Annotated in this window: 21 protein-coding genes; 12 read left to right on the top strand and 9 right to left on the bottom strand. The window is 67.5% G+C overall.

Annotation, left to right across the window (positions count from 1 at the left end; genetic code table 11):
* Window positions 1–119: 119 nt before the first annotated feature.
* Together AC1AYX_RS03205 and AC1AYX_RS03210 are read right to left on the bottom strand one after the other, a co-directional pair.
* Window positions 120–1,694, bottom strand: a complete 1,575-nt coding sequence (locus AC1AYX_RS03205) for an LCP family protein (RefSeq protein WP_476502149.1) — start codon at window positions 1,692–1,694, stop codon at window positions 120–122.
* A 178-nt stretch (window positions 1,695–1,872) separates the two neighbouring features.
* Window positions 1,873–3,321 (bottom strand): LCP family protein, encoded by a 1,449-nt coding sequence (locus AC1AYX_RS03210; RefSeq protein WP_476502150.1) that lies wholly within the window; start codon window positions 3,319–3,321, stop codon window positions 1,873–1,875.
* 242 nt (window positions 3,322–3,563) lie between these two features.
* On the opposite strand from AC1AYX_RS03210, the gene AC1AYX_RS03215 reads away from it, so the two are divergent.
* Genes AC1AYX_RS03215 through AC1AYX_RS03225 form a run of 3 tightly spaced genes read left to right on the top strand, consistent with a single transcriptional unit; the run spans window position 3,564 to window position 8,523 of the window.
* Window positions 3,564–3,866: a WhiB family transcriptional regulator gene (locus tag AC1AYX_RS03215; protein WP_476502151.1), complete on the top strand. Its 303-nt coding sequence runs from the start codon at window positions 3,564–3,566 to the stop codon at window positions 3,864–3,866.
* A complete protein-coding gene (locus tag AC1AYX_RS03220) occupies window positions 3,863–7,018 on the top strand; it encodes a glycosyltransferase family 2 protein (protein WP_476502152.1) in 3,156 nt (1,051 codons plus the stop codon). The genes AC1AYX_RS03215 and AC1AYX_RS03220 overlap by 4 nt, the downstream gene beginning before the upstream one ends.
* The gene (locus AC1AYX_RS03225) at window positions 7,015–8,523 is read left to right on the top strand and encodes a DUF5719 family protein (RefSeq protein ID WP_476502153.1); all 1,509 of its coding nucleotides are present in this window, start codon (window positions 7,015–7,017) and stop codon (window positions 8,521–8,523) included. The genes AC1AYX_RS03220 and AC1AYX_RS03225 overlap by 4 nt, the downstream gene beginning before the upstream one ends.
* A gap of 18 nt (window positions 8,524–8,541) precedes the next feature.
* Here the strand turns inward: AC1AYX_RS03225 and AC1AYX_RS03230 are convergent, their stop codons facing one another.
* Window positions 8,542–8,970 carry a metallopeptidase family protein gene (locus tag AC1AYX_RS03230; RefSeq protein ID WP_476502154.1) on the bottom strand — a complete coding sequence of 143 codons (429 nt, stop codon included), beginning with the start codon at window positions 8,968–8,970 and terminating at the stop codon, window positions 8,542–8,544.
* 101 nt (window positions 8,971–9,071) lie between these two features.
* Between AC1AYX_RS03230 and AC1AYX_RS03235 the strand changes: the two genes are divergently transcribed.
* Both AC1AYX_RS03235 and AC1AYX_RS03240 read left to right on the top strand, forming a co-directional pair.
* Window positions 9,072–9,881 (top strand): HAD-IIB family hydrolase, encoded by an 810-nt coding sequence (locus AC1AYX_RS03235; RefSeq protein WP_476502155.1) that lies wholly within the window; start codon window positions 9,072–9,074, stop codon window positions 9,879–9,881.
* Between the two features lie 10 nt (window positions 9,882–9,891).
* Complete coding sequence (locus AC1AYX_RS03240; RefSeq protein ID WP_476502156.1) at window positions 9,892–10,650, top strand: ComF family protein; 759 nt, start codon at window positions 9,892–9,894, stop codon at window positions 10,648–10,650.
* On the opposite strand, the gene AC1AYX_RS03245 is transcribed toward AC1AYX_RS03240, so the two are convergent.
* Genes AC1AYX_RS03245 through glgB form a run of 3 tightly spaced genes read right to left on the bottom strand, consistent with a single transcriptional unit; the run spans window position 10,619 to window position 14,733 of the window.
* Window positions 10,619–11,686: a sensor histidine kinase gene (locus tag AC1AYX_RS03245; RefSeq protein ID WP_476502205.1), complete on the bottom strand. Its 1,068-nt coding sequence runs from the start codon at window positions 11,684–11,686 to the stop codon at window positions 10,619–10,621. The genes AC1AYX_RS03240 and AC1AYX_RS03245 overlap by 32 nt on opposite strands.
* 39 nt (window positions 11,687–11,725) lie before the next feature.
* Window positions 11,726–12,451 (bottom strand): response regulator transcription factor, encoded by a 726-nt coding sequence (locus AC1AYX_RS03250; RefSeq protein ID WP_476502157.1) that lies wholly within the window; start codon window positions 12,449–12,451, stop codon window positions 11,726–11,728.
* 50 nt (window positions 12,452–12,501) lie between these two features.
* Entirely contained in the window at window positions 12,502–14,733 is a 2,232-nt protein-coding gene (gene glgB / locus AC1AYX_RS03255) for a 1,4-alpha-glucan branching protein GlgB (protein ID WP_476502158.1), read from the bottom strand.
* A gap of 140 nt (window positions 14,734–14,873) precedes the next feature.
* Here glgB and AC1AYX_RS03260 point away from each other — a divergent pair, with 140 nt between their 5' ends.
* Window positions 14,874–15,470 carry a CarD family transcriptional regulator gene (locus AC1AYX_RS03260; protein ID WP_034526438.1) on the top strand — a complete coding sequence of 199 codons (597 nt, stop codon included), beginning with the start codon at window positions 14,874–14,876 and terminating at the stop codon, window positions 15,468–15,470.
* 80 nt (window positions 15,471–15,550) lie between these two features.
* The gene (gene ispF / locus AC1AYX_RS03265) at window positions 15,551–16,036 is read left to right on the top strand and encodes a 2-C-methyl-D-erythritol 2,4-cyclodiphosphate synthase (protein WP_476502159.1); all 486 of its coding nucleotides are present in this window, start codon (window positions 15,551–15,553) and stop codon (window positions 16,034–16,036) included.
* A 65-nt stretch (window positions 16,037–16,101) separates the two neighbouring features.
* On the opposite strand, the gene AC1AYX_RS03270 is transcribed toward ispF, so the two are convergent.
* The 3 genes from AC1AYX_RS03270 to AC1AYX_RS03280 all read right to left on the bottom strand — a co-directional run bounded on the left by AC1AYX_RS03270 (window position 16,102) and on the right by AC1AYX_RS03280 (window position 19,060).
* A complete protein-coding gene (locus tag AC1AYX_RS03270) occupies window positions 16,102–16,938 on the bottom strand; it encodes a metal ABC transporter permease (protein ID WP_476502160.1) in 837 nt (278 codons plus the stop codon).
* A complete protein-coding gene (locus AC1AYX_RS03275; RefSeq protein WP_476502161.1) occupies window positions 16,935–17,834 on the bottom strand; it encodes an ABC transporter ATP-binding protein in 900 nt (299 codons plus the stop codon). Before AC1AYX_RS03275 ends, AC1AYX_RS03270 begins: the two co-directional genes overlap by 4 nt.
* A gap of 119 nt (window positions 17,835–17,953) precedes the next feature.
* Window positions 17,954–19,060 carry a metal ABC transporter solute-binding protein, Zn/Mn family gene (locus AC1AYX_RS03280; protein ID WP_476502162.1) on the bottom strand — a complete coding sequence of 369 codons (1,107 nt, stop codon included), beginning with the start codon at window positions 19,058–19,060 and terminating at the stop codon, window positions 17,954–17,956.
* 120 nt (window positions 19,061–19,180) lie between these two features.
* On the opposite strand from AC1AYX_RS03280, the gene AC1AYX_RS03285 reads away from it, so the two are divergent.
* From AC1AYX_RS03285 to AC1AYX_RS03305, 5 genes are all read left to right on the top strand, one after another.
* The gene (locus AC1AYX_RS03285) at window positions 19,181–20,074 is read left to right on the top strand and encodes a bifunctional methylenetetrahydrofolate dehydrogenase/methenyltetrahydrofolate cyclohydrolase (RefSeq protein WP_476502163.1); all 894 of its coding nucleotides are present in this window, start codon (window positions 19,181–19,183) and stop codon (window positions 20,072–20,074) included.
* 128 nt (window positions 20,075–20,202) lie between these two features.
* Entirely contained in the window at window positions 20,203–21,675 is a 1,473-nt protein-coding gene (gene rpsA, locus AC1AYX_RS03290) for a 30S ribosomal protein S1 (RefSeq protein WP_476502164.1), read from the top strand.
* Window positions 21,676–21,830: 155 nt separating this feature from the next.
* Window positions 21,831–22,496, top strand: coding sequence for a dephospho-CoA kinase (gene coaE / locus AC1AYX_RS03295; protein WP_476502165.1), 666 nt, complete (start codon window positions 21,831–21,833; stop codon window positions 22,494–22,496).
* Window positions 22,496–24,607: an excinuclease ABC subunit UvrB gene (gene uvrB / locus AC1AYX_RS03300; protein ID WP_476502166.1), complete on the top strand. Its 2,112-nt coding sequence runs from the start codon at window positions 22,496–22,498 to the stop codon at window positions 24,605–24,607. The genes coaE and uvrB overlap by 1 nt, the downstream gene beginning before the upstream one ends.
* A 117-nt stretch (window positions 24,608–24,724) precedes the next feature.
* On the top strand, window positions 24,725–25,744 hold the full coding sequence (locus AC1AYX_RS03305; protein ID WP_476502167.1) for a TerC family protein: 1,020 nt from the start codon (window positions 24,725–24,727) through the stop codon (window positions 25,742–25,744).
* Window positions 25,745–25,780: the final 36 nt, after the last annotated feature.

A 25,780-nucleotide genomic window follows, 5' to 3' on the forward strand; every position in this document is an offset into this window, starting at 1 on the left:
CGGGCGCGTCGCGTGCAACCTCCACGGGCAATGTGGATGGAGCCCCCGGAAATCTTCACAAATCCGGGGACGAGGGGCGGGGAGAGAGGTGGCAAGAGCGATTCGTCGTGCGGGAACCGTCAGCCGTTCTCCGCCTCCGCGAGGGTGCCGACCGTTCCGGCCTTGTGTGTGCCTCCCGCGAGTTCGGAGAACAGTTCGAGGTTCTTCGAGTCGTCCAGCAGGACCGATGAGCCGACGCCGTCGACCTGATAGTCGGGGTCGGTCCAATAGACGCTGCCGGTCACGCCGTCGGAGCCCGTGGCCGCCTTGAACGTCAGCGCCATGTCGATCAGCGTGGCGGGGGAGGTCTTCGAATCGAAGGTCACCGCGGCGAGGCCAGCGTCCGCGACCTTCATCGCCTTGGCGGGATTGCCCAGCACCTCCTTGGAGGAGATCTTCGAGACGATCGCCGAGATCACCTGACGTTGGCGTTGGGCGCGTCCGAAGTCGCCGTTCGCGTCCGAGTAGCGCATGCGGGAGAACGCGAGCGCCGTCGTGCCGTCCGCCACATGGCATCCGGCTTGCCAGTTCAGTCCGGAGTACGGGTCCTGGACCGTCTCGTCGTAGCACAGGTTCACGCCGCCGGCCGCGTCGACCACGGTCGTGAGGCCTCCGAACTTGATCTTGGCGATGTGGTCGATCTTCTGACCGGTGATCTGCTCGACGGTGCTCACGAGCGCCTGGTTGCCGCTGAGCTGCGCGACGGCGTTGATCTTCATGTAGGTGCCGTCCACCTGGGTGAGCGAGTCGCGCGGGATGGAGATGAGCGAGCTGGGGCCGTTCTTCGGTTTGGTGAGCACCAGGATCGTGTCCGTGCGGAAGCCCGGCGTGTCGTCGGCGCTGCCGCCGGCGGTGCCGTCGCGTTCGTCGGAGCCGAGAATCAGCCATGTCGTCGCCGACGTGTTCGCGGCCGAGGTGAGCCACCCGTTCTCCTTGGTGAGGCGGGAGTCCACCCAATGCCATGCGCCGAATACGGAGAGGATGAGCGCGATGACGAGCGCGGCGAGCGCGCCGAGGATGATGTGCGGGGCGCGATGGCGTCGGCGGCGCATGGCCCGCATGGTCCGTGCGTTCCCCGCGTGCTGCAGACCGTCGCGGCCTCCCGCGTCCCGTCTCATGGACGAGGGGCAATCCGTTCGTGCGGCGCGTGCCGCGCCCTCGCCCGGACGGCGTGTACCGGCGACGCTGCTGGAACCCGTCGACCGGCGTGCGGCGCGCGCCGGCGCGGGGGAGAAGCTGCGCGGGGACTGCTCATAATCGTGGCCGGAGGCGGCGGCCGATGACGTCGATCGCGGCGCGGCCGCCGACCGCGGGACCCGTGACGGCGCGGCCGACGACCCGAGCGAGGACACGGACGCCGATGCGCTGGAACGCGGGGTGAACGAGGCGGGCGTCGGATGCTGGGACTGCCGGGGCTGCGCATGACGCGCCTCGGCGCGCGACGGGACCGGCGTGAAGCTCGGCGGCGTGCCGCCGGACGAGGCCGGTGCGAACGACGCGGCCGGCGTGAACGAGGCGGCGGCCGTCGGCGTGAACGACGCGGGCTTGGCGGCGAATCCCTGGACGCCTTCGGCCGCCGGGCGGCGGCGGGAGGCGGCGGGGATGAAGCTCGGAGGAACCCCTTGGGAACGTGAGCCCTCGTCTTCCTGCGTCATGCCGCCTCCCCGTGCCTGATCGGATGATTGTTGTCTGAACCTATGACACTGTTGCACATCGTGGCGCGGATGGGGGCCGGGCGTCTGGTATTTTCTCATTTCCGGCACATGCGAAAGGCCCCGCGACGCGCATCGCGCCGCGGGGCCTTTCGCCGGAACACGCCGGTCCCGCCGTGGGCTACTGCTTGACGGGGCAGGCCACGTTGTTGAGGTAGGCCTCGGAGATGCCGATCACCTGGCCGCTGGCCGCGTCCTTGATGATGCCGGTCTCCGTGTCGATGACGCCGCCGGTGGCGGTGTCGATGTACTGGCCCGAGGCGTCCTGCTCGACGCCGTCGGCGACCTTCGTGTTGGCGGACTGGGTCTGCTCGGTGCCCTGCTGCTCGGTGCCCTGCTGGTCCGTGGAGCCCTGAGCGGCCGCGCCCTGGTCGGCGGACGATCCGTTGGACTGACCGGACTGGCCGGAGTCGGCGGAACCGGTGGAGCCGGAGTCCGTGGAGGTCTCCGTGGTCTGGGAGACGAACGGCTCGCCGTTGCGCATCTTGGCCCACAGCGCGTCCGCGTCGTCGCCCCACACCACGCGGTTGGCGTCGGTCGGGGCCTCGACGACGGGCACGGTACGCGTGTAGAAGTTGGAGACCTTGAGGTCCTTGAGGCTCATGGCGAGACCGGCGAGCGTCGTCGTGTTCGCCAGTCCCTTGGAGATGTTGAGGGACTTCAGCGCGGCCTTCGCGAGCTGGTAGAGCTGCCCGGACTGGGTGAGCATGTTCTTCTGCAGCGCCTGGTTGAGCAGCTGCTTGACGAGGTACTGCTGGCGGGTGGTGCGCTGCACGTCGGAGCCGTCGCCGGCGCCGTGGCGCATGCGGGCGTACTGGGTCGCGGCCAGTCCGTCGAGATGCTGCCAGCCCTTGTTCAGGTACGTGCCCGTGTAGTCGTCGGAGATGTCCGAGGGGATGCACAGGTCCACGCCGTCGACCGCGTCGATCATGCTCTTGAGGCCGTTGAAGTCGACGACGATGAAGTTCTGGATGTTGAGGCCGGTCAGCGAGTTCACCGCGTTCATCGTGCAGCTGGCCGCCGAGGCGAGGTCGCCGCCCTGGCTGTAGCCGGAGGCGAAGATCGAGTTGAACATCACGTTGTACTGGGCGCCCACCGTGCCGTTCGAGGTCTCGCAGCTCGGCACGTCGACGAGCGAGTCGCGCGGGATGGACACGAGATTGATGTACTTGCGGTCCGCCGAGATCTGCATGACCATCGTCGTGTCCGCGTTGTGCGTGCCGTCCAGGTCGCCGCCGGAGCCGCCGATGGCGCTGTTGCCGCCGTCGCGCGTGTCCTGACCCAGGATGAGGATCTCCAGCGACTTGCCGGCGTTCGGGTCGACGACGGAGTTCGACGCGGAGTTGCCGTTCTGCGGGATCACGCCGACCGCCTGGTCGGCGATCGTGCCGTTGATGTCCAGCAGCGTCGCGCCGGCCGCGGTGCCCGCGAACACGAGCACCGCCACGACCACGCAGATCACGGTGTCGCGCAGCTTGTGCTGGATGCGGAACGCCACGCTATGACGGGGGGAGCGGTCTCCCCATCCGTTCACGTTGGGGATATCGTTGCCGGATCTCTTCGAGCCCACGGACGCAAACCTTCCTGTCGGAGACAAAAATCCTCTCGATTGTACGGCATGCGGACGAAAAGCATCCTGAAGACGGGGAGGGACGGACGCCGTTCCGTTGGAAAACCAAGGGAACGGGCTTATACCACATCGGACGTCCGAACTGTGGCATTGACACGGCTCCACTTGACAAAAGCCAAACCGCATGTGTGTAATCTAGACACGAAGGAACAGGCTCGAATCAGGCAAGGGAGGTCATGCACATGTGGGGCATTGCCGAAGATTCCGCCGACGAGCCGCTGGAGGAGCTGTTATGGGGGCTGTTCTCCCCGGACGGCGATGTGTCATGGCAGCGCAAGGCGCTGTGCTCGCAGACCGATCCGGAGGCGTTCTTCCCGGAGAAGGGTGGGTCGACGCGCGATGCGAAACGCGTGTGCGCGCAGTGCGAAGTGCGCCGGCAGTGCCTCGAATGGGCCATCGAGCATGATGAGCGGTTCGGCATCTGGGGCGGCATGAGCGAGAGGGAACGCCGACGGTACAAGAAAACACGCAAGGAGCAGGCGTGACTGCAGACATCGAACAATTTCCCACCACGGGCGGCGTGCGCCGGATCCTGTCCGACGCATTGGCCGCCCGTCCGCGTTCACGGGCGCGCGGCGTCGAGACCGGCGTCGCCGCCGTCGTGACCGTCGAGGACGATCTGAGATTCCTTCCGGACACGCTCGGATCGCTGCTCGGACAGACCGTGCTGCCCGGCGCGATCGTCGTGGCCGACTGCACCGGCGACACCGCGCAGCCGCTGCGCACCTCGTTCGACGTGACCGTGACGCCCACCGACCCGCTGCTGGGCCGTGAACCGCGCACCCTGTCGGTCGACGTGTGGCTGGTGCGCGCCCAAGGGGCCTCGTCCTTCGGCGCCGCGGTCGCCAAGGCCATGGACTACGCCGGCCTGGACGGCACGGCACGCGCCCTGTGGCTGCTGCACGACGACTCCCGTCCCGCCGACGCCCACTGTCTGGAACGCCTCGTCGAGGCGTGGCGCAATACGCCGGGCGCCTCCCTGCTCGGCGCGAAGCAGCTCGACTGGGAGGGCACGCGGCTGCATGGCGTGGGCGCCTACGCGACCGGCCACGTCGTCAACACGCTGGTCGTCGACGACGAACCCGACCAGGAGCAGTACGACGCCCGCGCCGACGTCTTCGCCGTGTCGCTGGCCGGCGCGCTCGTACCCATGGAGACCTATCGCGCGTTCGGCGGGACCGACCCGTGGTTCACCACCTACGCCGAGGGAACCGACCTATGCCGCAGGATCTGCCGCGGTGGCGGACGCGTGGTCGTCGTCCCCCGCGCGCGCATCGCCCATCGCCGCGCCCGCTTCGAAGGCGTGCGCTCGCACGGCGGCGAAGGATTGGACCCGGAGGACGCGGTCAATCCGTCCATGCGCGTGATGACCGCATGGCGCCGCTACCGGTGCACGGACATCGCCATGCCCCGCTGGCCCCTCGTCTGGCTCGTCTCGCTCGTCGCCGCCATCGGGCTCGCACTGGCCCGTCTCGTCGCCAAGCAGCCCTATGAGGCATGGTGCGAGCTGTGCATGCCCTGGCGTGCGCTCGCATCCCTGCCCGGGGCGTTGCGGGCGCGCCGGGCGGTCGCACGTCAGACGAAGGTGGACCGGCGGCGACTGGCGCTGCTCACCGCCACGCGCGGCCAGCTCACGCAGTGGAGGGAACGTTCGCACGCCCTCGCCGACCAGCGCGGCACCGTGCTGCTGGGGCCGCTGGTGCGCGCGCATCTGCGCATGCGCGCCGTGCGCCGCTGGGGGCTCGCCGCCGCGATGGCCGCGGCCGCGTTCGTCGCGGTGCTCGCGCTCGACTGGTCATTGTTCCGCACGGCGCTGTCCGGCGGATCGCTCGTCTCGGCGCAATGGCTGCCCACCGGCGCCTCCCTCGCCCAGCTCGCATCGGCCGCCACCACGCAGTGGACGTGGGGCGTCGGCGTGGGCGTCGCCGCCCCACCGGCCCCGTGGCTGTGGGTGCTGCTGCTCGTCTCCCTCCTCACCGGCGGGCATGTGGCCGCCGCGACGGTCCTCATGTTCTTCCTCGCCGCGCCGTGCGCCGCATTGTCGTTCTGGGCGCTCGCCGGCGTATTCACCCGTTCCGACGCGGTGCGCGTCATCTCGGGATTGCTGTGGGTCTCCCTCGGCCTCGCCATGGGACTGTTCTCGACCGCCGACCTGCCGATGCTCACCGTGATGGTGCTCATGCCCGCGGCGTTCGCGTTCACGTTCCGCGCGGTGGGGCTCTACCATACCGAGGATCCGGTCCGTCCGCGCCCCTCGGTGCAGGCGTCCGCCGCCGCCTCGCTGTGCTACATGCCGGTCGTGGCCGCCGAGCCCCAGCTGCTGCTGCCCCTCGTCGTCACGTTCCTCGTCTTCCTCGTCTTCGTGCCCCGGCATCGCGCCATGCTGCTGCTCATGCCGCTGCCCGCCGCGCTGCTCGCGGCGCCGACGCTCGTCGCGTCCGTGCGTTACGCCTCCCGCGGCGAATGGCGTCAGCTGTTCGGCGACATGACCGTCCCCGTCGCGTCGGCCAACGGCCGTCCGGCGGCGCTCAACCTGACCGAGGTGGTCATCCGCGCGTTCGGATTCGACGAGACCGGCGGCTTCACGCAGTTCCTCACCTCCGGATTCGGCATCGCCACCCTGTGCATGCTGCTCGCCGTGACCGTGCTGGCCGTCGTCTCGTTGGTCCTGCCGTTCGCCCTGCGCGCCTCGCGCATGATGTGGGTGACGATCGTCGCGGGCGGCGCGCTGAGCCTCGGCTCGGCACGGGTCGCCATCGCGTTGGACGCCGACGGCGCCGTGGCCGGATCGGTGCTTCCCGGACTTCTGCTCGCCATGCTCGGCGCGCTGTCGTGCGTATGCCTGATGGCCGGCGGCGCCGTCCGCCGCTTCGTCGCCCTGCGCGCTCCGGGCGGCCGGTCGGATTCCGGCGCCGCCTCCGGACGCGCATGGCACCGGGCCGTGATCGCGGGACGTGTGCTGCTGTGTGTCGCATTGTCCGTGGGCGTGGTCGCCTGGACCGGATTCTCCACGGCCCGTCACGTCGAGGGGTCCGTCGCCGTCTCGGGCTCCGGATTGCCGATGGTGGCGACGGACATGCTCGAAGGCCAGCCCGGCCAACGCATCCTCGCCCTCGAGGCCGACTCCCGTTCCAACGTCTCCTACGCGGTCATGGACACCTCGGTGGGCGATCTCGTCGATTCCTCGCCCGCATGGCGTGCCCGCCAGGCCGCCGGCCAGACGGACGACGCCGATGGGCGCATCGGCGAGCTGTCCGCGAGGCTCCTGTCGAACAGCGACGACGCGGCCATCTCCGCGCTCGTGGGTCTCGGGTTCGGCGGCGTGTTCGTCGTCTCCGGACAATCCGGATCCGACCAGCTCGCCACGAACATCACCGCGTCCGACGGCACCCAGTCCGTCGTGACCTCCGACTCGGGCACCTACTACCGTCTGACCGCGGCCGAGGGCACCGGCGTCGGCGTCGACGCCACGCGTGAACGCGCCATGGCGCACAGTCCGTGGCGCTATGTTTGGCTGGTCCTGCTGGGCGTGACATGCCTGCTGTACGTGCTCGTCGCCGCGCCACGGCGACGGCGCGGGCAGCCGGTCGACGAGGACGCGCGCGCCGAACGCGAAGAGGAGGGTGAAACCGCATGAACAGGCAGGGAACACCGATGCGCGTGCTGCGCGTCATCGTGGCGGTCGTCACCAGCGTGCTGCTCATCGCGGCGTTCGCCGTGCTGGCTGTCGTCAGAATGCCCGACGTGATGGTGGATTCCGCCTCGGGCACGCTCGGATCGTCGCACCGCATCGTCCAGGAGCGTCTGCAGGCGTATTGCCCGGCCCGCATGGAACTGCCCGACTCCACCGATTGGGGGGACAGCGAGTACCGTGCATCCGCCGGCGACATGACGACCTCCACCGCGCTCGCCGCGTTCGGCTCCGTGTACGCCTCCACGTCCACGCCGCTCGACCTGACCGGCGACGCGAAGACCGTCTCGCTCAAGGCCCCGGACAAGCCGGTCAGCCGTGACGCGATGGTGTCGAGGGACGACGGCGGCTACTCCCGCCTGCTCGACACGAACCTGCTCAAGGCCGGCGACGGTTCCGGCCACGCCGGCGTCACCGTGTCGCACGCCGCGGACGGCGACCTGCGCGGCATCTCCGCCGCCACCTGCGTCACCCCAGCGATGAGCCAGTCGTTCCTGCTCACCTCCACGGCCACCGGCACGCGGCAGCAGCTCGTGCTCGCCAATCCCTCGTCCAAGGCGACCACCGTGTCCATCACGGTGGTGGGCAGCAAGGCCTCGGGACGGCTCGGCCTGTCCACGGCGGGCAGCGCCACCGTCGCCGCCGAGGGGGAGACCGTCGTCGACCTGTCGGCGGCCGCTTCCGGACAGGACGGCGTCTACGTCACCGTGGACAGCGGCGCCACGCCGGTGGGCGCCGTCGTGCGCACCACGGCGAGCAGCGGATTGACGCCGAAGGGCTCCGATTTCGCGATGCCCGCCGCGGACGCCACGGCCACGAGCGTGATTCCCGGCGTGGCCGAGGGCGACCGCGTGAGCCTCTACCTGTACGGCAAGAGCGCCGGCGAGGTCTCCCTTTCCTGGGCCACCGAGAACGGTGCGAAGGACATCCGCAAGGAGCAGGTGAAGGCGGACCGCGTCGCCGTCATCGATCTGGGCAAGGCGCCCAAGGGCGCGCGCGGAATCGTCGTCTCCGGCGGCGGGAAGGCCTTCGTCGCCTCGGCCAAGGCCACGAGATCCGGCTCCGACGGACAGGAGGACTTCGCGTTGCTCCAGGCCTCGGCTCCCGCAGTCTCCTCCGGCATGGCGATTGCGGACGGCGTCGATACGACGCTCACGTTCGTCAACGCCGGCGACGATGACGCCACCGTCAAGCTCACATTCATGGACGACACCGGCAAGGCCGGCGACGAACGCGAGGTGACCGTCAAGGCGCATGACGCGACCACCGTGAAAGGGGAGGGCGTCGCCGCCATCGTCTCGGACGAGGCCAAGGCCGTCTCGTGGGGCGCGCGCATCGGCGGCGGACTCGACTCCGACAAGACCGCCGGGCTGTCGGTGGTCGCGCCCACCACGCTCGCGGTGCGCGAGGAGCTCGTCAGGGCGACGCCCGACGCGTCGATCGTGCGCTGAACCGTGCGGCCGCCGGGCTCACCACTCGAAATCCGGGTCGAGCTCCTCGGGGCGACGGCCGTACAGTTCGCCCAGACGGATGACGAGCTCGTCGCGGATCGCCCACTGGAGCTCCTCGCGGCCCCGCGTATGCGACTGCAACGGCATGCGGTACAGCACGATGCGCGCGGGCATGCCGTGGTCGGCGGGGAACAGGCGGGAGTTGATGCTCGGCTCCGACTCCCACGGCGCCGGATCGGAGGGCGGCACGTCCTCCACCGCGAACTGCACCGGCTTGACCAGCTGCGGCCACGCCTCGGCCAGACGGCGGATATGCGCGGCCACCAGATCGTCGAACATGCCCGAACGGGTGCGATACCGTGGCAGACGTGTGCCGAACATCGGCGTGCGGACGCCGCGGCCGTGACGATTGCGGTATACTCGTTCATTCCAAGGGGCTTCAAGCATGGCACCCACTGTAGGCCATGCCGGCGGCAACCGCGATGGGGCGGCCTCCGACGTGGGATACTGGACATACGACGGCTGCGCGCAGCGGACAGGAGACGACGATGATCAGGCCATGGGACGAATGGGACCTCGACGTGCTTTGCGCGCGTGTACGGCTGATCGGATTCGATCTGGACAACACGCTCGCCAATTCGAGGAAACCCATGAAGCCGGCCATGGCCCATCGGTTCAGCGAACTCACGCGGCGCATCGACGTCGCCGTCATCACCGGCGGCCGCTACGAGCTCGTCGTCAGCCAGATCCTCGACGTGCTCGAACCGCAGGCGGATCTGCGGCGGCTCCATCTCATGCCCACCTCCGGCACCTGCTATCGGCGCTGGGAAGGCGGCGGCTGGAAGCAGGTGTTCAGCCACGACCTTGACGCGGACCAGCGCGCCCGCGCCCGCGCGAGCCTGGAGCGCCGCGCGCGCGAGCAGGGCGTCTGGTTCGAGACGGTGTGGGGTGAACGCATCGAGGACCGCGGCTCCCAGATCACCCTGTCCGTGCTCGGTCAGCAGGCGCCGCTGGAGGCCAAGCAGGCGTTCGATCCGACCAACGAGGTGAAGGCGCGTCTTGCCGCGGCCGTCGCCGCCGACCTGCCCGATCTCAAGGTGCACGCGGGCGGCTACACGAGCATCGACGTGGCCGACCGGGGCATCGACAAGGCGTTCGCGGTGCGCGAGCTCGCCCGTCATCTCGGCGTCGAGGTGGACCGGATCGCGTTCGTCGGCGACCGCATGGAGCCCGGCGGCAACGACTATCCGGCGGTGCAGGCCGGGGCGATGGGCATCGCCGTCTCCAGCCCGGCCGACACCGTCGAACTCATCGACGGCCTGCTGGAGCGCCTGCCGAAGCCCGCCGCGGGACGGTAGGAGGCGTATCATGCGCGCCGGCACCGTGGCCTCGGACATGATGGGCCTGCTGCTGCCGCGCGGCTGTGCGGGATGCGACATGCCCGACGAGGTGCTGTGCCCCGCATGCCGGGCCTTGTTCTCGCAGGTGGTGATCGTGCCGTCGGAGGCGACGCACGTGCCGGCATACGCGTGTTCGGTGTACGAGGGGACGGTGAGACGCGCCGTGCTGGCATGGAAGGATCATGGCGACGAGGAGTGCGATCGTCTGTTCTCCCAGGCGTTGTGCACGCTCGCCTCGCGCGTCCCGGACGCGATCGGCGTCACGACGTCCGACGGCACGGTGGCGAGCGACATGGTGACGAGAGGCGTGGACGCCGGTCATGACGGTGACGACGGGCTGCTCATCGTGCCGGCGCCGTCATCGGCGCGTTCGGCGAGGCGCCGCGGCAGGCGGCATATGATGCCGCCCGCGCGCGCACTCGCCTCATGGTGCCGTGCGCGGGGCGTCCGTGCGCACGCCGGCAACGTGCTGACGTCGCGCGTCACGGGAGGCAAGTCGGTGGAGACGAAGGGCAGGAGCGGACGCGCGGCGAGGGTGGGCGGTTCCGTCATCACGGTGCCGCGGCCCCGGCGCGTCGACGGGCGGCGCGTGGTCCTCGTCGACGACATCGTCACCACCGGCGCGACGATGCGCGCCTGCGTGGCCGCGTTGGAGGAGGCGGGCGCGCAGGTCGTCGCCTGTCTCGCCCTGACCGCTACGCCACGGTATGATGCTTCGGCAACGTGATCTCGAAGTCGGCGCCGCGCATGTCGTCGACGACGCGCACGTCGCCGCCGTGCAGCTGCGCCGCCCAGCGCGCGATCGACAGGCCGAGCCCGGTGCCGCCCGATTCGGTGCCCGGACCGGACTTGCCTTTGACGAAGCGGCGGAAGATGTCCGAACGGGCCTCGGGGGCGATCTGCGAGCCGAAGTTCACGACGTTCGTCACCACGGTGTCGTGCGTCTCGTCCTCATGCACTTCGACGAGCACGCTCGTCCCGTCGGGGGAGTGCTTCAACGCGTTGCCGATGATGTTGGTGAACAATTGGCGCAGACGGTCCTGGTCGCCCTCCATCATGATGCCCTCGGCGGCCTGCATGCGGATGTCGTGCGCATGGCCGCCGTCGGCGATCTCCAACGGTTCGATCGTGTCGTCGAGGAATTCGCGGAAATCGAAGCGTTCGATCTCGAGGCTCGCGGCGCCGGCCTCCATGCGGCTCAGGTCGAGCAGGAACGCGATGAGGTCGCTTAGCCGCTGCGTCTGGTCGAGGATGCCCTCCAGATTCGCGGGCGTCGGTTCGGTGACGCCGTCGGCCATGTTCTCCACCTGCGCCTGCAGCGCGGAGACGGGCGTGCGCAGCTCGTGGCTGACGTTGGCGATCATGTCGCGGCGCATCTGGTCGGCGTGCTGGAGCTCCGCGGCCATCTCGTTGAACGAACGCGCGAGCTGGCCGACCTCGTCGTGGCTGGACTCGTCCATCGGCACGCGCACCGTGTAGTCGCCGTCGGCCATCGCCTCGGCGGCGTCGCGCAGCTGGCGCAGACGCGCGGTGAGACCGCGTGAGAAGAAATACGTGATGCCGAGCGCCACCACGAGGGTGAACGGCATGGCGAGCCAGCCGCTCCAGCCGAATTTGAGCAGGAACCAGCACATCGTGAACGCGATCGCCGTGGCGAAGACGAGCAGCGCGCACAATTCGAGCTTGAGCGAGGAGAATACGCCGAGCGGGCGCATGCGTTCACGGCATGCGCCCGCCCGGCGGGAGTCGATGGACTTGGTCATCGGCGTCATCGGTCGTCCCATGTTCCGGTCGTCTCCGGCTCACTCGCCCGATGGGGGCTCGAACGCGTATCCGACGCCGTGCACCGTGCGGATCATGTCCGGTCCCAGCTTGTGGCGCAGCGCCTTCACATGGCTGTCGACCGTGCGGGTGCCGGACGCGTCCACCCAGTCCCACACCTCCTCGAGCAGCTTCTCGCGGGTGAGCACAGACTTGGGTTTGCGCGCCAGCGTGGCGAGCAGATCGAACTCGGTGGGGGTGAGGTGTACGTACTCGCCGTTCACGCTCACCGTGCGCTGCGCCGGGTCGATGACCAGTGTGCCGAAGTCGAGGATCTTCTCGTTCTCGGCGTTCTTGGCGATGACCTTCGCGCGCTCGACGCGGCGCAGCAGCGCCTTGCAGCGGGCGATGAGCTCGCGCATCGAGAACGGCTTGGTCATGTAGTCGTCGGCTCCCGCCCCCAGACCGATCACCTTGTCCGCCTCGTCGTCGCGGGCGGTGAGGATGAGCACCGGCACCGGACGGGCGGCCACGATGCGTTTCGTCGCCTCGAGGCCGTCCATCACCGGCAACATGATGTCCATGATCACCAGATCCGGCTTCAACTGCGTGGCCGCCTGCACGGCGCTGGCGCCGTCGCCGGCCACGCGCGCCGTCCACCCCTCGGCGGTGATGCGCTGCGCGATGGCCGTGGCCAGCGTCGGTTCGTCCTCCACGACCAGCACCGTGCGCGGTGTGGTCTGTTGGCGTGCCGTGGTATTGAGCATGGTTGTTCTTGCCGCCTTTCAGCCGGTAGGTAGGGGGTGTTCGCCTTTCGTCACTCTTCCGGCTTCAAGAATACAGCGCCGAGCGCCGGAATGGTGAGTTTCGCCGAGGCCGGACGCGAATGGTATTCGCCGGCGTCCGCCTCGAACGTGCCGTTCTTGATGTCGGAGCCGCCGTACTTCTTGGCGTCGGTGGTGAACACCTCGGTCCACTTGCCCTCCTTCGGCAGCGGCACCTGGTAGTCGGACCACGCCTCGCCGGAGAAGTTCACGACCACGACGACGGTCTCGCCCTTGGAGCCGATGCGCATGAAGCTCAGCGTGTTGTGGTCGGCGTCGTCGCTGGTGAGCCACTGGAAGCCGTCGGGCGTGAAGTCCTGGCTCCAGATGGCCGGCGTCTCCTTGTACAGCTTGTTGAGGTCGGCGACCATGGACTGCACCTCGCGGTGGTCCTCCCAGTCGAGGCACGCCCAGTCGATCGAGTTGTTGTGGTCCCACTCGCCCCATTGCGCGAGCTCGTTGCCCATGAACGTGAGCTTCTTGCCCGGATGCGCCCACTGGTAGGCGAACAGGGCGCGCACGCCGGCGTACTTCTGCCAGCCGTCGCCCGGCATCTTGCCGTACAGGGAACCCTTGCCGTACACGACCTCGTCGTGGCTCAGCGGCAGCACATAGTGTTCCGAGTAGGCGTACACCATCGAGAAGGTGATCTCGTTGTGGTGCCACTTGCGGTTGATGGGCTCCTCGTGCAGGTACTCGAGCGTGTCGTGCATCCAGCCCATGTTCCACTTGAGGCCGAAGCCGACGCCGCCCTGGTCGGTGGGGGCGGTGATGCCCGCGTACGCGGTGGACTCCTCGGCGATCATCATGATGCCCGGGTTGTTCTTGTACGCGGTGGCGTTCGCCTCCTTGAGGAAGTCGATGGCCTCGAGGTTCTCGCGGCCGCCGTAGATGTTCGGATGCCACTGGCCGGGCTCGCGGCTGTAGTCGAGGTACAGCATCGAGCTGACCGCGTCGACGCGCAGGCCGTCGATGTGGTATTCGCCGAGCCAGAAGCAGGCGTTGGCGACGAGGAAGTTGCGCACCTCGTGACGGCCGAAGTTGAAGATGTACGTGCCCCAGTCCGGATGCTCGCCGCGGGTCGGGTCCGGGTCCTCGTACAGCGGCGTGCCGTCGAAGCGGCCGAGCGCGAACGCGTCCTTCGGGAAGTGCGCGGGCACCCAGTCCATGATCACGCCGATGCCGGCCTCGTGCAGACGGTCGACGAGGTACTTGAAGTCGTCCGGGCCGCCGAGACGGGAGTCGACCGCGTAGTAGCCGGTGACCTGGTAGCCCCAGGAGCCGGTGAACGGGTATTCGGCGAGCGGCATGAACTCGACGTGGGTGAAGCCCATCTTCTCGATGTACGGCACGAGCTTGTCGGCCAGCTCGCGGTAGCTGTTCACGTCCTTGCGCCAGCTCAGCGCGTTCATCTCGTAGATGGCGACCGGCCTGTCCATCGGGTTGGTCTTGGCGCGCTTCTCCATCCACTCGTCGTCCTGCCACTCGTGCGTCGACTCGACGACGACGGAGGCGTTCGCCGGCGGCACCTCGTGGGAGCGCTCCATCGGGTCGGCCTTGTCGACCCACTCGTAGTTGGCGTTGAGGATCTGGTACTTGTACACCTCGCCCGCGCCGATGCCGGGGATGAAGATCTCCCACACGCCGGAGGAGCCGAGCGCGCGCATCGCGTGGCGGCGGCCGTCCCACGAGTTGAAGTTGCCGATGACGCGCACGGCGTGCGCGTTCGGCGCCCACACGGCGAAGGAGACGCCGGTCACGTCGCCCATCGGGTCGGAGTAGCGGCGCACGTGCGCGCCCAGCGCCTCCCACAGGCGTTCGTGGCGGCCCTCGCCGAACAGGTAGGTGTCCATCTCGCCGACGGTGGGCAGGTAGCGGTACGGGTCGTCCTCGACGAACGGCTCGCCGCCCTCGTAGGAGACCTTCACGCGGTAGTCGGGCACGCTGTAGCCGTGCTCGGTCCTGGCGGAGGGCACGACGGCGATGAACACGCCGTTGTATTCATGCTCGGCCGGGTATTCGCCGTCCTGCGTGACGATGGCGACGGTCTTCGCCATCGGGCGCAGCACGCGGATCGTGGTCTGGTCGGCATGCGGGTAGTTCGCCATGTGCGCGCCGAGGATGGCGTGCGGGTTGTAGAACTCGGCGTTGCTGACTTTGTCGAGGTCACCCTGGTTGACGGGAACGGCGACGGTATCTTCATTGATGTTCGTGTTTGTAGCCATGCCCATAGTGTACGGCTACAAACGTTATCATCGCGGCTTTGGCGCGTCGCGCGAGCCGCGGTCGGCGACCTGCCGGCGTGTCCGGGGGTGATGGCATACTTTTTCAGGTTTTTTGTGGGTCTGCTTTCAGCGGAGGTTTCATGGGTTACAAGGTCGGCGATATGGTCGTCTATCCGCGCCACGGCGCGGCGAGGGTCGAGGCGGTCACCGAGCGGACCGTGAGGGGGGTCACCCGCGAGTACCTGCAGCTGTCGGTGCTGTCCTCCGACGGCCTGGTGATCAACGTCCCGGTCGACAATGCGAAGAAGGTCGGCGTGCGCGACATCGTCGACGCGAACGAGGTGGCGAAGGTGTTCGAGATCCTGCGCACTCCGATCGTCGAGAAGGAGATGAACTGGTCGCGGCGCTACAAGCTGAACGTCGAGAAGATCGCGACCGGCGACGTCAACAAGATCGCCGAGGTCGTGCGCGACCTCGCCCAGCGCGACGTCGACGAGCACGGACTGTCCGCCGGCGAGAAGCGCATGCTCACCAAGGCGCGTTCCATCCTCACCTCGGAGATCGCCCTGTCCGAGAAGATCGACGAGGAGGAGGCGCAGCGCCTGCTCGACGTGAACCTCGGCTACAGCGAGCCGAAGCCCGGTGACGAGAAGCATCACACCGAGGCGCCCGAGGAGGCCGCCTCCGACACGATGGCGCGTCTCGACGCCGAGAAGAAGAAGAGCCGCAAGCGCTGAGCCGCGGTTTGACGCGATTCGACGATCGACATCCGCAAGGCCCCCGCCAATGGGGGCCTTCGCATATCGGGAGGAGCACTATGCGTATAGGACAGGGATTCGACGCCCATCGTTTCGCCTCTGAAGACGACTCCCGCGAATTGTGGCTCGCGGGGCTTCGCTGGGACGGCGAGGGCAGCGGCATCGAGGGCGACTCCGACGGCGACGTGGCCGCGCACGCGCTGATCGACGCATTGCTGGCGGCCGCCGGACTGGGCGACATCGGTGCGCTGTTCGGCGTCGGCGCGGAGGCACACGGCACCGGCATGCACGGCGCGGACATGCTGCGCGAGACCGTCGCGTATCTTCGGGAACGCGGCTTCGCTCCGGCGTCGGCGTCGGTCGCCATCATCGGCAACCGGCCGAAGATCGGACGTCGCCGTGACGAGGCTGCCGTCGCGCTCTCCGAGGCCGTCGGGTGCCCGGTGTCCGTCACCGCCACCACCACGGACCATATGGGCTTCACCGGCCGCGGCGAAGGCCTCGCCGCCATCGCCACGGCCCTGGTCGAGGAAGCCGGGCGCTGACTGGGCGCGTGAACGGACGGCCGATGGATGGGGCGACGATGGGCGGGACTTCTTTATAAATAGAGTCACCGCCGCCGTAGCGCCTCCACGGCTTTGGCGGCGGCCCAGAACAGGGTGGAGATCGTCACGATGATGAAGCTCGGGGGAGCTGGGAACATCGCGGAGAGCACGAGGCCACCCCAGATCGAGACGAGGCAGATCGCCCCGGCCGCGACCATCGCCCTGAGCGGCGAGGAGGCGATGATGTTCGCCGCGGCCGCCGGCGTGATGACCAATGCGAAGATGAGCAGCGTGCCCACCGCGGGCACGGCGATCGTGATCACACCGGCCACGATCGCCATGAACGCGACGTTCATCCAGCCGATTGGCACGCCCTTGGCCTGCGCCACCTGCTCGTCGAGCGAGCTGAACAGCAGCGGCCGGTAGATGATCGACAGCACCGCCAGCAGCACCACGTCGAAGATCGCGAATCCGACGATCTGCGCGGTGGTGATCGTCAGGATCGAACCGAACAGGATTGACTGCATCTGCTGCGAGGCCGAACTCGACAACCGGGCGAAGAACAGGCCGAGGCCCGTCGCGAAGGCGAGCACCGTGCCGGTGGCGATCTCGCGTTCGGAGACGCGCTTGCCGAGCGCGCCGATCACGAGCGCGCCGCCCAGCGCGAACACGCCGAGGCCGAGCGAGACGGGCAGTCCGAGCAGCACGGCCCCGGTCGCGCCGGGCAGGCCGATGTGGGCGAGCGCGTGCGCGGCGAACGTGGAATGCCGGGCGATGGTGAAGTAGCCCATCACGCCGGCCGCGAACGCGATGCACAGGCCGGCGAGGAACGCGTTGGCCATGAACGGCGCGGTCAGCGTGTCCATCCAGTTGGGGTCGAAGCTGAAATCGATGTGGCTCATTTCCTCGCTCCTTGAATCGTGGAGGCGTCGTGCGCGTGCATGTCGTCGGTGTGCGCGTGATGGTGCAGCTCCGCCACCTCGGCGGCCGTGTGCATGTCCATCAGCTGGTCCTTCGGCTCGTCGGGGGAGGGGGTGACGAACATGTCGCCCTGCGGCGTGGTCACGACCTGCACGTTCGTGCCGTACAGGTGGGTGAGGAGCTTCGAGTCGAGCACCTTGCGCATGTCCGCGTAGTGCGGGTGCCCGTCGAGCAGGTAGACGGCGCCGGTGAGGATCGGCAGCAGCATGTTGAGGTCGTGTGCGACGATCTGGATCGTCATGCCGAGCTCCTGGTTGAGGCGTGCGAGCAGGTGCGCGACGGCGCGCTGGGATGCGAGGTCGAGGTTGGCGAGCGGCTCGTCGAGCATGAGCAGTTTCGGGTCGGAGACGATCGCCTGCGCGATGGCGACGCGTTGGCGCAGGCCTCCGGACAGTTCGGACAGCCGGTATCGTGCCTTGTTGTCGATGCCGACGAACGCCATCGCCTCGTGCGCCTTGGCGCGTTGCGCGCGCGTGACCGGGTGGATGCCGAACCGCGTGCCGGTCAGGCCGAGCAGCACCGACTGTTCGGCGGTGAGGTTCGAGTCGATGTCCGACGTGTAGCTTTGCGGGACGTAGCCGATGACGCCGTTCGCCTCGCCGGCCGGCTTGCCGAAGACGGTGAGAGAGCCGTGCGAGAGCGGCAGCAGTCCCAGCTCGGCCTTCATCATCGTGGTCTTGCCGGCGCCGTTGGTGCCGACGATCGCGGTGACCGATCCGGCGGGGATGGCGAAGTCGCCGTGCTGCCAGATGACGCGGTCGCCGCGCCTGATCGCCGCGTCGCGGAAGACGATTGCGTCCTGAAGCGGTTCGCCCATGGTCGGGCCTCCTGTGGTCATGGATTGGGATTCACGAATCTACCGCAGGATTATCGCAAATGATGTTGACAACCGTTCTCAATTACGGGCGCGTCGATAAGGACCCGTCGTCCGCGCCGTTACTTGCCGGGGTCGGGTTGGGCGTCGCCTGCGGCGGTCCCGGCGGAATCCGAGTCGTTGGAGGAGTCGTCGGAGGAGCCAGAGGAATCAGAGGAATCGGAAGAGGACGATTCGGTATCGTCGGCCGTGTCGTCCTTGCCGTAGTCCGGGTCGACGGCGGTGAAGATCTCGTCGGCCAGCGCGCCGATCCAGTCGACGAGGGTGTCGTACCGCTTCGGCATCTGCTCGCTCACGTCGACGACCGGCACGTCGGAGCGCCCGGCCGTGCCGATGAGCATGTTCGTCGCGTCGGAGGCCTCCTGCGTGTTGTTGACCAGCACGTCGACCTTCTTCTTCTCGATGGCCTCCTGGAAGGTCTGCAGGTCCGCCGGCGCGACCTCGCCGCCGTTGGCGACCGCCTGCGCGTAGCCCTTCGGGGTGGCGTCGTCGAACGACATGTCGCTCATCAGATAGTAGACGACCGCCTCGGTCGCGCCATAGGTGAGGTCCTTGTGCGCGTCGGCGAAGTCGGCCATGCGCGCGTCGAGCTCCTTCTCGCGCGACTGCCAGGCCTTGAGATTGGCTGCGAACGTCTTGCGCTTCTTCGGCCGCGCCTTCGAGAACGCGTCGGCCAGCTCCTTGGCCATGCCGGCGCGCGCGTCCTTCGAGAACCACAGATGCGGGTTGTCGCCGTCCATCGCGCCCACGATCTGCGCGGCGGAGACGAGCGTCGAGTCCGGTCCGCGCGACTTCGTGGCCCACGTGTCGTATCCGGCGCCGTTCGCGACGACGATCTCGGCGCGGCTCAGTTTCGCCAGATCGGAGGTCTTCGGTTCGAAGTCGTGCGCGTCCACGCCCGTGGAGGAGAGGATCGATGTGACGTCGACCGCGTCGCCGCCGATCTCCTTGGCGAGCGACCCCCACTGGTTCACCGAGGAGACCACCTTGATGACGCCGGTCTTCGTCTCCTGCGTCGTCTGCGCGCCCGTGGCCGTCCCGCCGTCGCCCGCCGCCGTGCCGCAGGCGGCGCAGGCGAGGGTGAGCGCGGTAGCGACGACCGAAGCCGCGACGCGCCGCACGCTCCCGAACCGTCGTCCCGCTCGCCGTCCCAAATGTCCCACACTCATCGTCCGAACCCTTCCGCTCCTCGCCGCGCGTCCATATCCGTCTTCGGCGAAACCGACATGTTACCTAATCGTAGTAGCGTCCACCGCATCCCACGACACGTTAGGACAGAAGGAGTCGACATGCCCGTGAAACTCGACGGCAAGGCCGTGGCCGCGCAGATCAAGCAGGATTTGAAGGAGCGCGTGGAGCGTCTCAAGGCCGTGGGCGTCGAACCCGGCCTCGGCACGCTGCTGGTCGGCAGCGACCCCGGTTCGGTCAAGTATGTGGCCGGCAAGCACGCCGACTGCGCCGAGGTGGGCATCCGCTCCATCAAGCACGAGCTACCCGCCGACGCGACCTTCGACGACATCGCCGCCGTGGTGCGCGAGATGAACGAGGATCCGGCGTGCACCGGCTACATCGTGCAGCTGCCGTTGCCGAAGGGCATCGACCAGAACGCGATCATCGACCTCATCGACCCGGCCAAGGACGCCGACGGCATGCACCCGTACAACCTCGGCGAGCTCGTGCTCCACGTCAAGGGTGACATCGACACGCCGCTGCCGTGCACGCCGCGCGGCTGCATCGAACTGCTCAAGGCGTACGACATCGACCTGGACGGCAAGGAGGTGTGCGTGCTCGGCCGCGGCATCACGATCGGCCGCACGATCGGCCTCATGCTCACCCGCCGCGCCGTCAACGCGACCGTCACGCTGTGCCACACCGGCACGCGCGACGTCGTCGACCACATCCGCCGCGCCGACGTGGTCGTCGCCGCGATGGGCTCCGCCGGATTCGTCAAGCCCGACATGGTCAAGGACGGCGCCGTGCTGCTCGACGTGGGCGTCTCGCGCGTCTACGACGAGGAGGCGGGCCGTTGGCGCGTCAGGGGCGACGTCGACAAGGCCGCCCATGACAAGACGTCCGCCTACTCGCCCAACCCGGGCGGTGTCGGCCCGATGACCCGCGCCATGCTCCTCGCCAACGTCGTGGAGATGGCCGAGCGCCAGGCGAAGGCCGGAGGCGAGGCCTGACCGACGGCGACACGCCCGGGATTTTGGGCATGGCTGACTGTATTGTGGAAAGTCGCGTGTCCAATGGGCACATCCATAACTGAATATCGAGTAATTATCCATCCAACTATTGAGAAACCATTACCTACATGGCAGAGAACAACACTGAGGTCACCAAGGTCGCCATCAACGACATCGGCACCGAAGAGGACTTCATCAAGGCAGTCGATTCCACCATCAAGAACTTCGACGATGGTGATCTGGTCGAGGGTACCGTCGTCAAGATCGATCACGACGAGGTCCTCCTGGATATCGGCTACAAGACCGAGGGTGTGATCCCCTCCCGCGAGCTTTCCATCAAGAAGGACGTCGATCCGGACGAGGTCGTCGAGGTCGGCGACACCGTCGAGGCCCTTGTCGTCACGAAGGAAGACAAGGAAGGCCGTCTGATTCTGTCCAAGAAGCGCGCCCAGTACGAGCGCGCCTGGGGCGACATCGAGAAGATCAAGGAAGCGGACGGCGTCGTCGAGGGCACCGTCATCGAAGCCGTCAAGGGCGGCCTCATCGTGGACATCGGCCTGCGTGGCTTCCTGCCGGCCTCCCTGGTCGAGATGCGTCGCGTCCGCGACCTCACCCCGTACATCGGCCAGAAGATCCAGGCCAAGATCCTCGAGCTCGACAAGAACCGCAACAACGTGGTCCTGTCCCGTCGCCAGTACCTCGAGGAGACCCAGTCCGAAGTGCGCGAGACCTTCCTCTCGCAGCTCAAGAAGGGCCAGATCCGCGAGGGTGTCGTCTCCTCCATCGTCAACTTCGGCGCGTTCGTCGATCTCGGCGGTGTGGACGGCCTCATCCACGTCTCCGAGCTGTCCTGGAAGCACATCGACCACCCGTCCGAGGTCGTCAAGGTCGGCGACAAGGTCACCGTCGAGGTGCTGGACGTCGATCTGGACCGCGAGCGCATCTCCCTGTCGCTCAAGGCCACCCAGGAGGATCCGTGGCAGCGCTTCGCCCGCACCCACGTCCCCGGCCAGATCGTCAAGGGCAAGGTCACCAAGATCGTGCAGTTCGGCGTGTTCATCTCCGTCGAGGACGGCATCGAGGGCCTGGTGCACATCTCCGAGCTCGCCAACCGTCACGTCGAGAACCCGGAGACCGTGGTCAAGCCGGGCGAGACCGTGTTCGTCAAGGTGATCGACGTCGATCTCGATCGTCGCCGCATCTCCCTGTCCCTCAAGCAGGCCAACGACTCCGTCGACCCGGCCTCCGAGGACTTCGATCCGGCCATCTACGGCATGCCGGCCGAGTACGACGAGCAGGGCAACTACAAGTACCCCGAAGGCTTCGACCCGAACACCAACGAGTGGATCGCGGGCTACGAGAAGCAGCGCGAGGAGTGGGAGTCCCAGTACGCGGCCGCCCACCAGCTGTGGGAGGAGCACAAGGAGTTCGTGGCCAAGGAGCTCGAGCACGCGGAGGAGTCCGCTGCCGCCGACGGCCAGGGCCCGAAGGAGGAGAAGGTCGAAGAGGTGTCCAACTACTCTTCCGACAACACCTCCACCGGCACGCTCGCCGACTCCGATCAGCTCGCCGCCCTGCGCGACCAGCTGCTCGGCAAGTGAGTTCCGCCTCACGGCATGAGCTCACGGCGTAACGCCTGAAACGAAACCCGGTCCCGATGGGCCGGGTTTCGTCGTATCATCGGCCATCTCTCCCATGGTGCGGCAACACACTTTCTTCATAACGGCGGAATCAAGTCGTTTTCGCCTACCGCACCATGGGGGTTTCACCGCACCATGGGAAATGGGGAGATGGAGAGAAGGGGAGGAGCGTTTTCGTGATTCGGATTGGATTGACCGGGGGCATCGCGGCGGGGAAGAGCACGGTGGCGGCGCGGATGCGCGAGGACGGCGCGCTGCACATCGACTATGACGCGTTGGCGCGCGAGGTCGTGGCGCCGGGAGGCGCGGCGTTGCCGGCCATCGCGCGTGAGTTCGGCGACGACGCCGTCGCGGCGGACGGCACGTTGGACCGTGCATGGGTCGCCGACCACGTGTTCGGGCGCGACGCCGAACCCGGCGCGCGGGAGCGGCTCGACGCGATCGAGCATCCGCTGATCTACGCCGCGGCGGCGCGCATGGAACGCATGCATCCGGCCGCGGCCATCGTCGTGCACGACGTGCCGTTGCTCGCCGAGGTGATCGGCGACATCCCGTTCCGCTTCGACCATATCGTCACGGTCGAGGCACCCGTCGAGACGCGGATCGAACGCATGGTCGCGACGCGCGGCATGACGCGTGAGCAGGCCGAGGCACGCATCCGCCACCAGTCGACGCGGTCGGAGCGCGAGGCGATCGCCGACGCCGTCATCGACGCCACACAGCCGCTCGAACGCATGTTCGAGCAGGTTGATAGACTGGTCGCCGAATGGAAGGAGCAGTGATGGGGTTCAACATCCAGCGCGAGGACAGGCCGTTCGTCGTCAAATCGCCGTACCGGCCGAGCGGCGACCAGCCGCAGGCCATCGACGAGCTCGCCACACGCATCGAGAACGGCGAGAACGACGTCGTGCTCATGGGCGCGACCGGCACCGGCAAGACCGCCACCACCGCCTGGCTCATCGAACGGCTGCAGCGGCCGACGCTCATCATCGAGCCGAACAAGACGCTCGCCGCGCAGCTGTGCGCCGAATTCCGCGAGCTCATGCCGGACAATGCGGTGAGCTATTTCGTCTCCTACTACGACTACTACCAGCCCGAGGCGTACATCCCGCAGACCGACACGTACATCGAGAAGGACTCCAACATCAACGACGATGTGGAGCGTCTGCGCCACCAGGCCACCGCCAACCTGCTCACGCGACGCGACTGCGTGGTCGTCGCCACCGTGTCGTGCATCTACGGCCTCGGCACGCCGGAGGAATACGCGGGCCGCATGCTGCTGCTCAAGGTCGGCCAGCAGATCGACCGTGACCAGCTGCTGCGGAAGTTCGTCGCCATGCAGTACAAGCGCAACGACATCGCGTTCACGCGCGGCACGTTCCGCGTACGCGGCGACACGGTGGAGATCATCCCCGTGTACGAGGAGCTCGCCGTGCGCATCGAGTTCTTCGGCGACGAGATCGACCGCATCTCCACGCTCCACCCGTTGACCGGCGACGAGATCGCCGAGGAGAACGAGGTGCACATCTTCCCCGCCTCGCATTACGTGGCCGGGCCGGAGCGTATGGAACGCGCGTTGAAGACGATCCGCGAGGAGCTCGACGAGCGCGTCGCCGAACTCAGGAAGCAGGGCAAGGAGCTGGAGGCGCAGCGCCTCACCATGCGCACCACCTACGACCTCGAGATGCTCACCCAGGTGGGCGTGTGCTCCGGCGTCGAGAACTATTCACGACATTTCGACGGCCGTGCGCCCGGCACGCCGCCGCACACGCTGCTCGACTTCTTCCCCGACGACTTCCTGCTCGTCATCGACGAGTCGCACGTGACCGTCCCGCAGATCGGCGCCATGTACGAGGGCGACGCGTCGCGCAAGCGCACGCTCGTCGAACACGGCTTCCGCCTGCCCTCCGCGATGGACAACCGGCCGCTCAAATGGCCGGAGTTCCTTGAACGCGTCGGCCAGACCGTGTACCTGTCCGCCACGCCCGGCGACTACGAGCTAGGGTTGTCCGACGGGGTGGTCGAGCAGATCATCCGTCCGACCGGACTGCTGGACCCGAAGGTCGAGGTGCGTCCCACGGAGGGGCAGATCGACGACCTGCTCGCCGAGATCAAGGACCGCGTCGCCAAGGGTGAGCGCGCCCTGGTCACCACGCTCACCAAGAAGATGGCCGAGGACCTCACCGACTATCTGCTCGAACGGGGCATCAAGGTCGAATACCTGCACTCCGACGTGGACACGCTGCGCCGCGTCGAGCTGCTGCGCATGCTGCGCGAAGGCAAGATCGACGTGATCGTCGGCATCAACCTGTTGCGCGAGGGCCTCGACCTGCCCGAGGTGTCGCTCGTCGCGATCCTCGACGCCGACAAGGAGGGCTTCCTGCGCTCCTACCGTTCGCTCATCCAGACGATCGGCCGCGCGGCGCGCAACGTGTCCGGCACGGTCATCATGTACGCGGACGAGGTCACCGAGGCGATGCGGCAGGCCATCGACGAGACCGAACGCCGCCGTGAGAAGCAGATCGCGTACAACAAGGAGCACGGCATCGACCCGAAGCCGCTCATCAAGAAGATCAGCGACGTCAACGACATGCTCGCCAAGGAGGACGTGGACACGGCCACCCTGCTCGAAGGCGGCTACCGCAACGCCGGCAAGGCGGGCAACACGCATCTGGGCGTGCCCGCGTTCGACGCCGCCGAGGCGGACAAGCGCCATGAGGAGATCCTCAAGGCCGGACTGCCCGCCCAGGACCTCGCCGATCTGATCCGCCAGCTGAGCGAGCAGATGCACACCGCCGCCGAACAGCTCCAGTTCGAACTCGCCGCCCGTCTGCGCGATGAGATCCGCGATCTGAAGAAGGAGCTGCGTCAGATGACGAAGGCGAACGAGTGAGCCTTCGTAGCAGCGAGCAGCGATAGCGTCGCGAGCGTCGCAGGGAAAGCGAAGGCGAACGAGTGAGCCACGGCAACGGGGAAGAGCGGTCATAGAGATGCGTTAGGGTAGGGAATCATGGCCGAAACCCCTCTTGCATTTGAAATCGCCACGTTCGTGGTGCTTGCGTTGTTCTTCATCGTCGACCTGTTCGTCATCGGACGCAGGCCGCACGTGCCCTCCACGAAGGAATGCGTCCAGCACATCGCCTTCTTCGTGGTCATGGCGTTGATCTTCGGCGGCTGCATCTGGTATTTCGCCGGTTCCAAGCCCGCGATCGAGTTCTACTCCGGATGGCTCACCGAGTATTCGCTGTCCATCGACAACCTGTTCGTGTTCGTCATCATCATGTCGAACTTCGCCGTGCCGAAGCAGATTCAGAAGTACGTGCTGTCCGTGGGCATCACGATCGCGCTGCTCTTCCGCGGCGTGTTCATCCTCATCGGCGCGGCGCTCGTCAGCCGTTTCACGTGGGTGTTCTTCATCTTCGGCGCGTTCCTCATCTATACGGCCGTCAAGCTGGTCATCGGCGGCGATGACGACGAGGAGTACCAGGAGAACGGAATCATCCGCACGCTGCGCAAGGTGATCCGCATCACCGACGAATACGACGGCGAGAAGCTCAGGACCACCCATAACGGCATGCGCTACTGGACGCCGATGCTCATCGTGTTCCTTACCATCGACACCACCGACGTGATGTTCGCGTTCGATTCGATTCCGGCCATCTTCGGTCTGACGAAGGACCCGTTCCTCGTGTTCACGTCGAACGTGTTCGCCCTGCTGGGTCTGCAGCAGCTCTACTTCCTGCTCGGAGCCCTGCTCGACAAGCTCGTCTACCTGCCGCTCGGCCTGTCCGTCGTGCTCGGGTTCATCGGCGTGAAGCTGGTGATGGAGGCGCTGCACGGCAACACGCTGCCGTTCATCAACGGCGGCGAGGGCGTCCACTGGGTGCCCGAGGTGCCCACATGGCTGTCGCTCGCCGTGATCGTCGTCGCGATCGGCGGCGCGGCTCTCGCGTCGGTCGTCAAGATGAAAGCGATGGACGCGGGCAAGGGATCGAAGCCCGCCGTGGAGTCCGGCGCGGACGGCGAGTGACGTCGGCGTGACGGCCGATCGGGGCCGACGGCCGGC

The organism is Bifidobacterium sp. LH_419 (assembly GCF_056356955.1).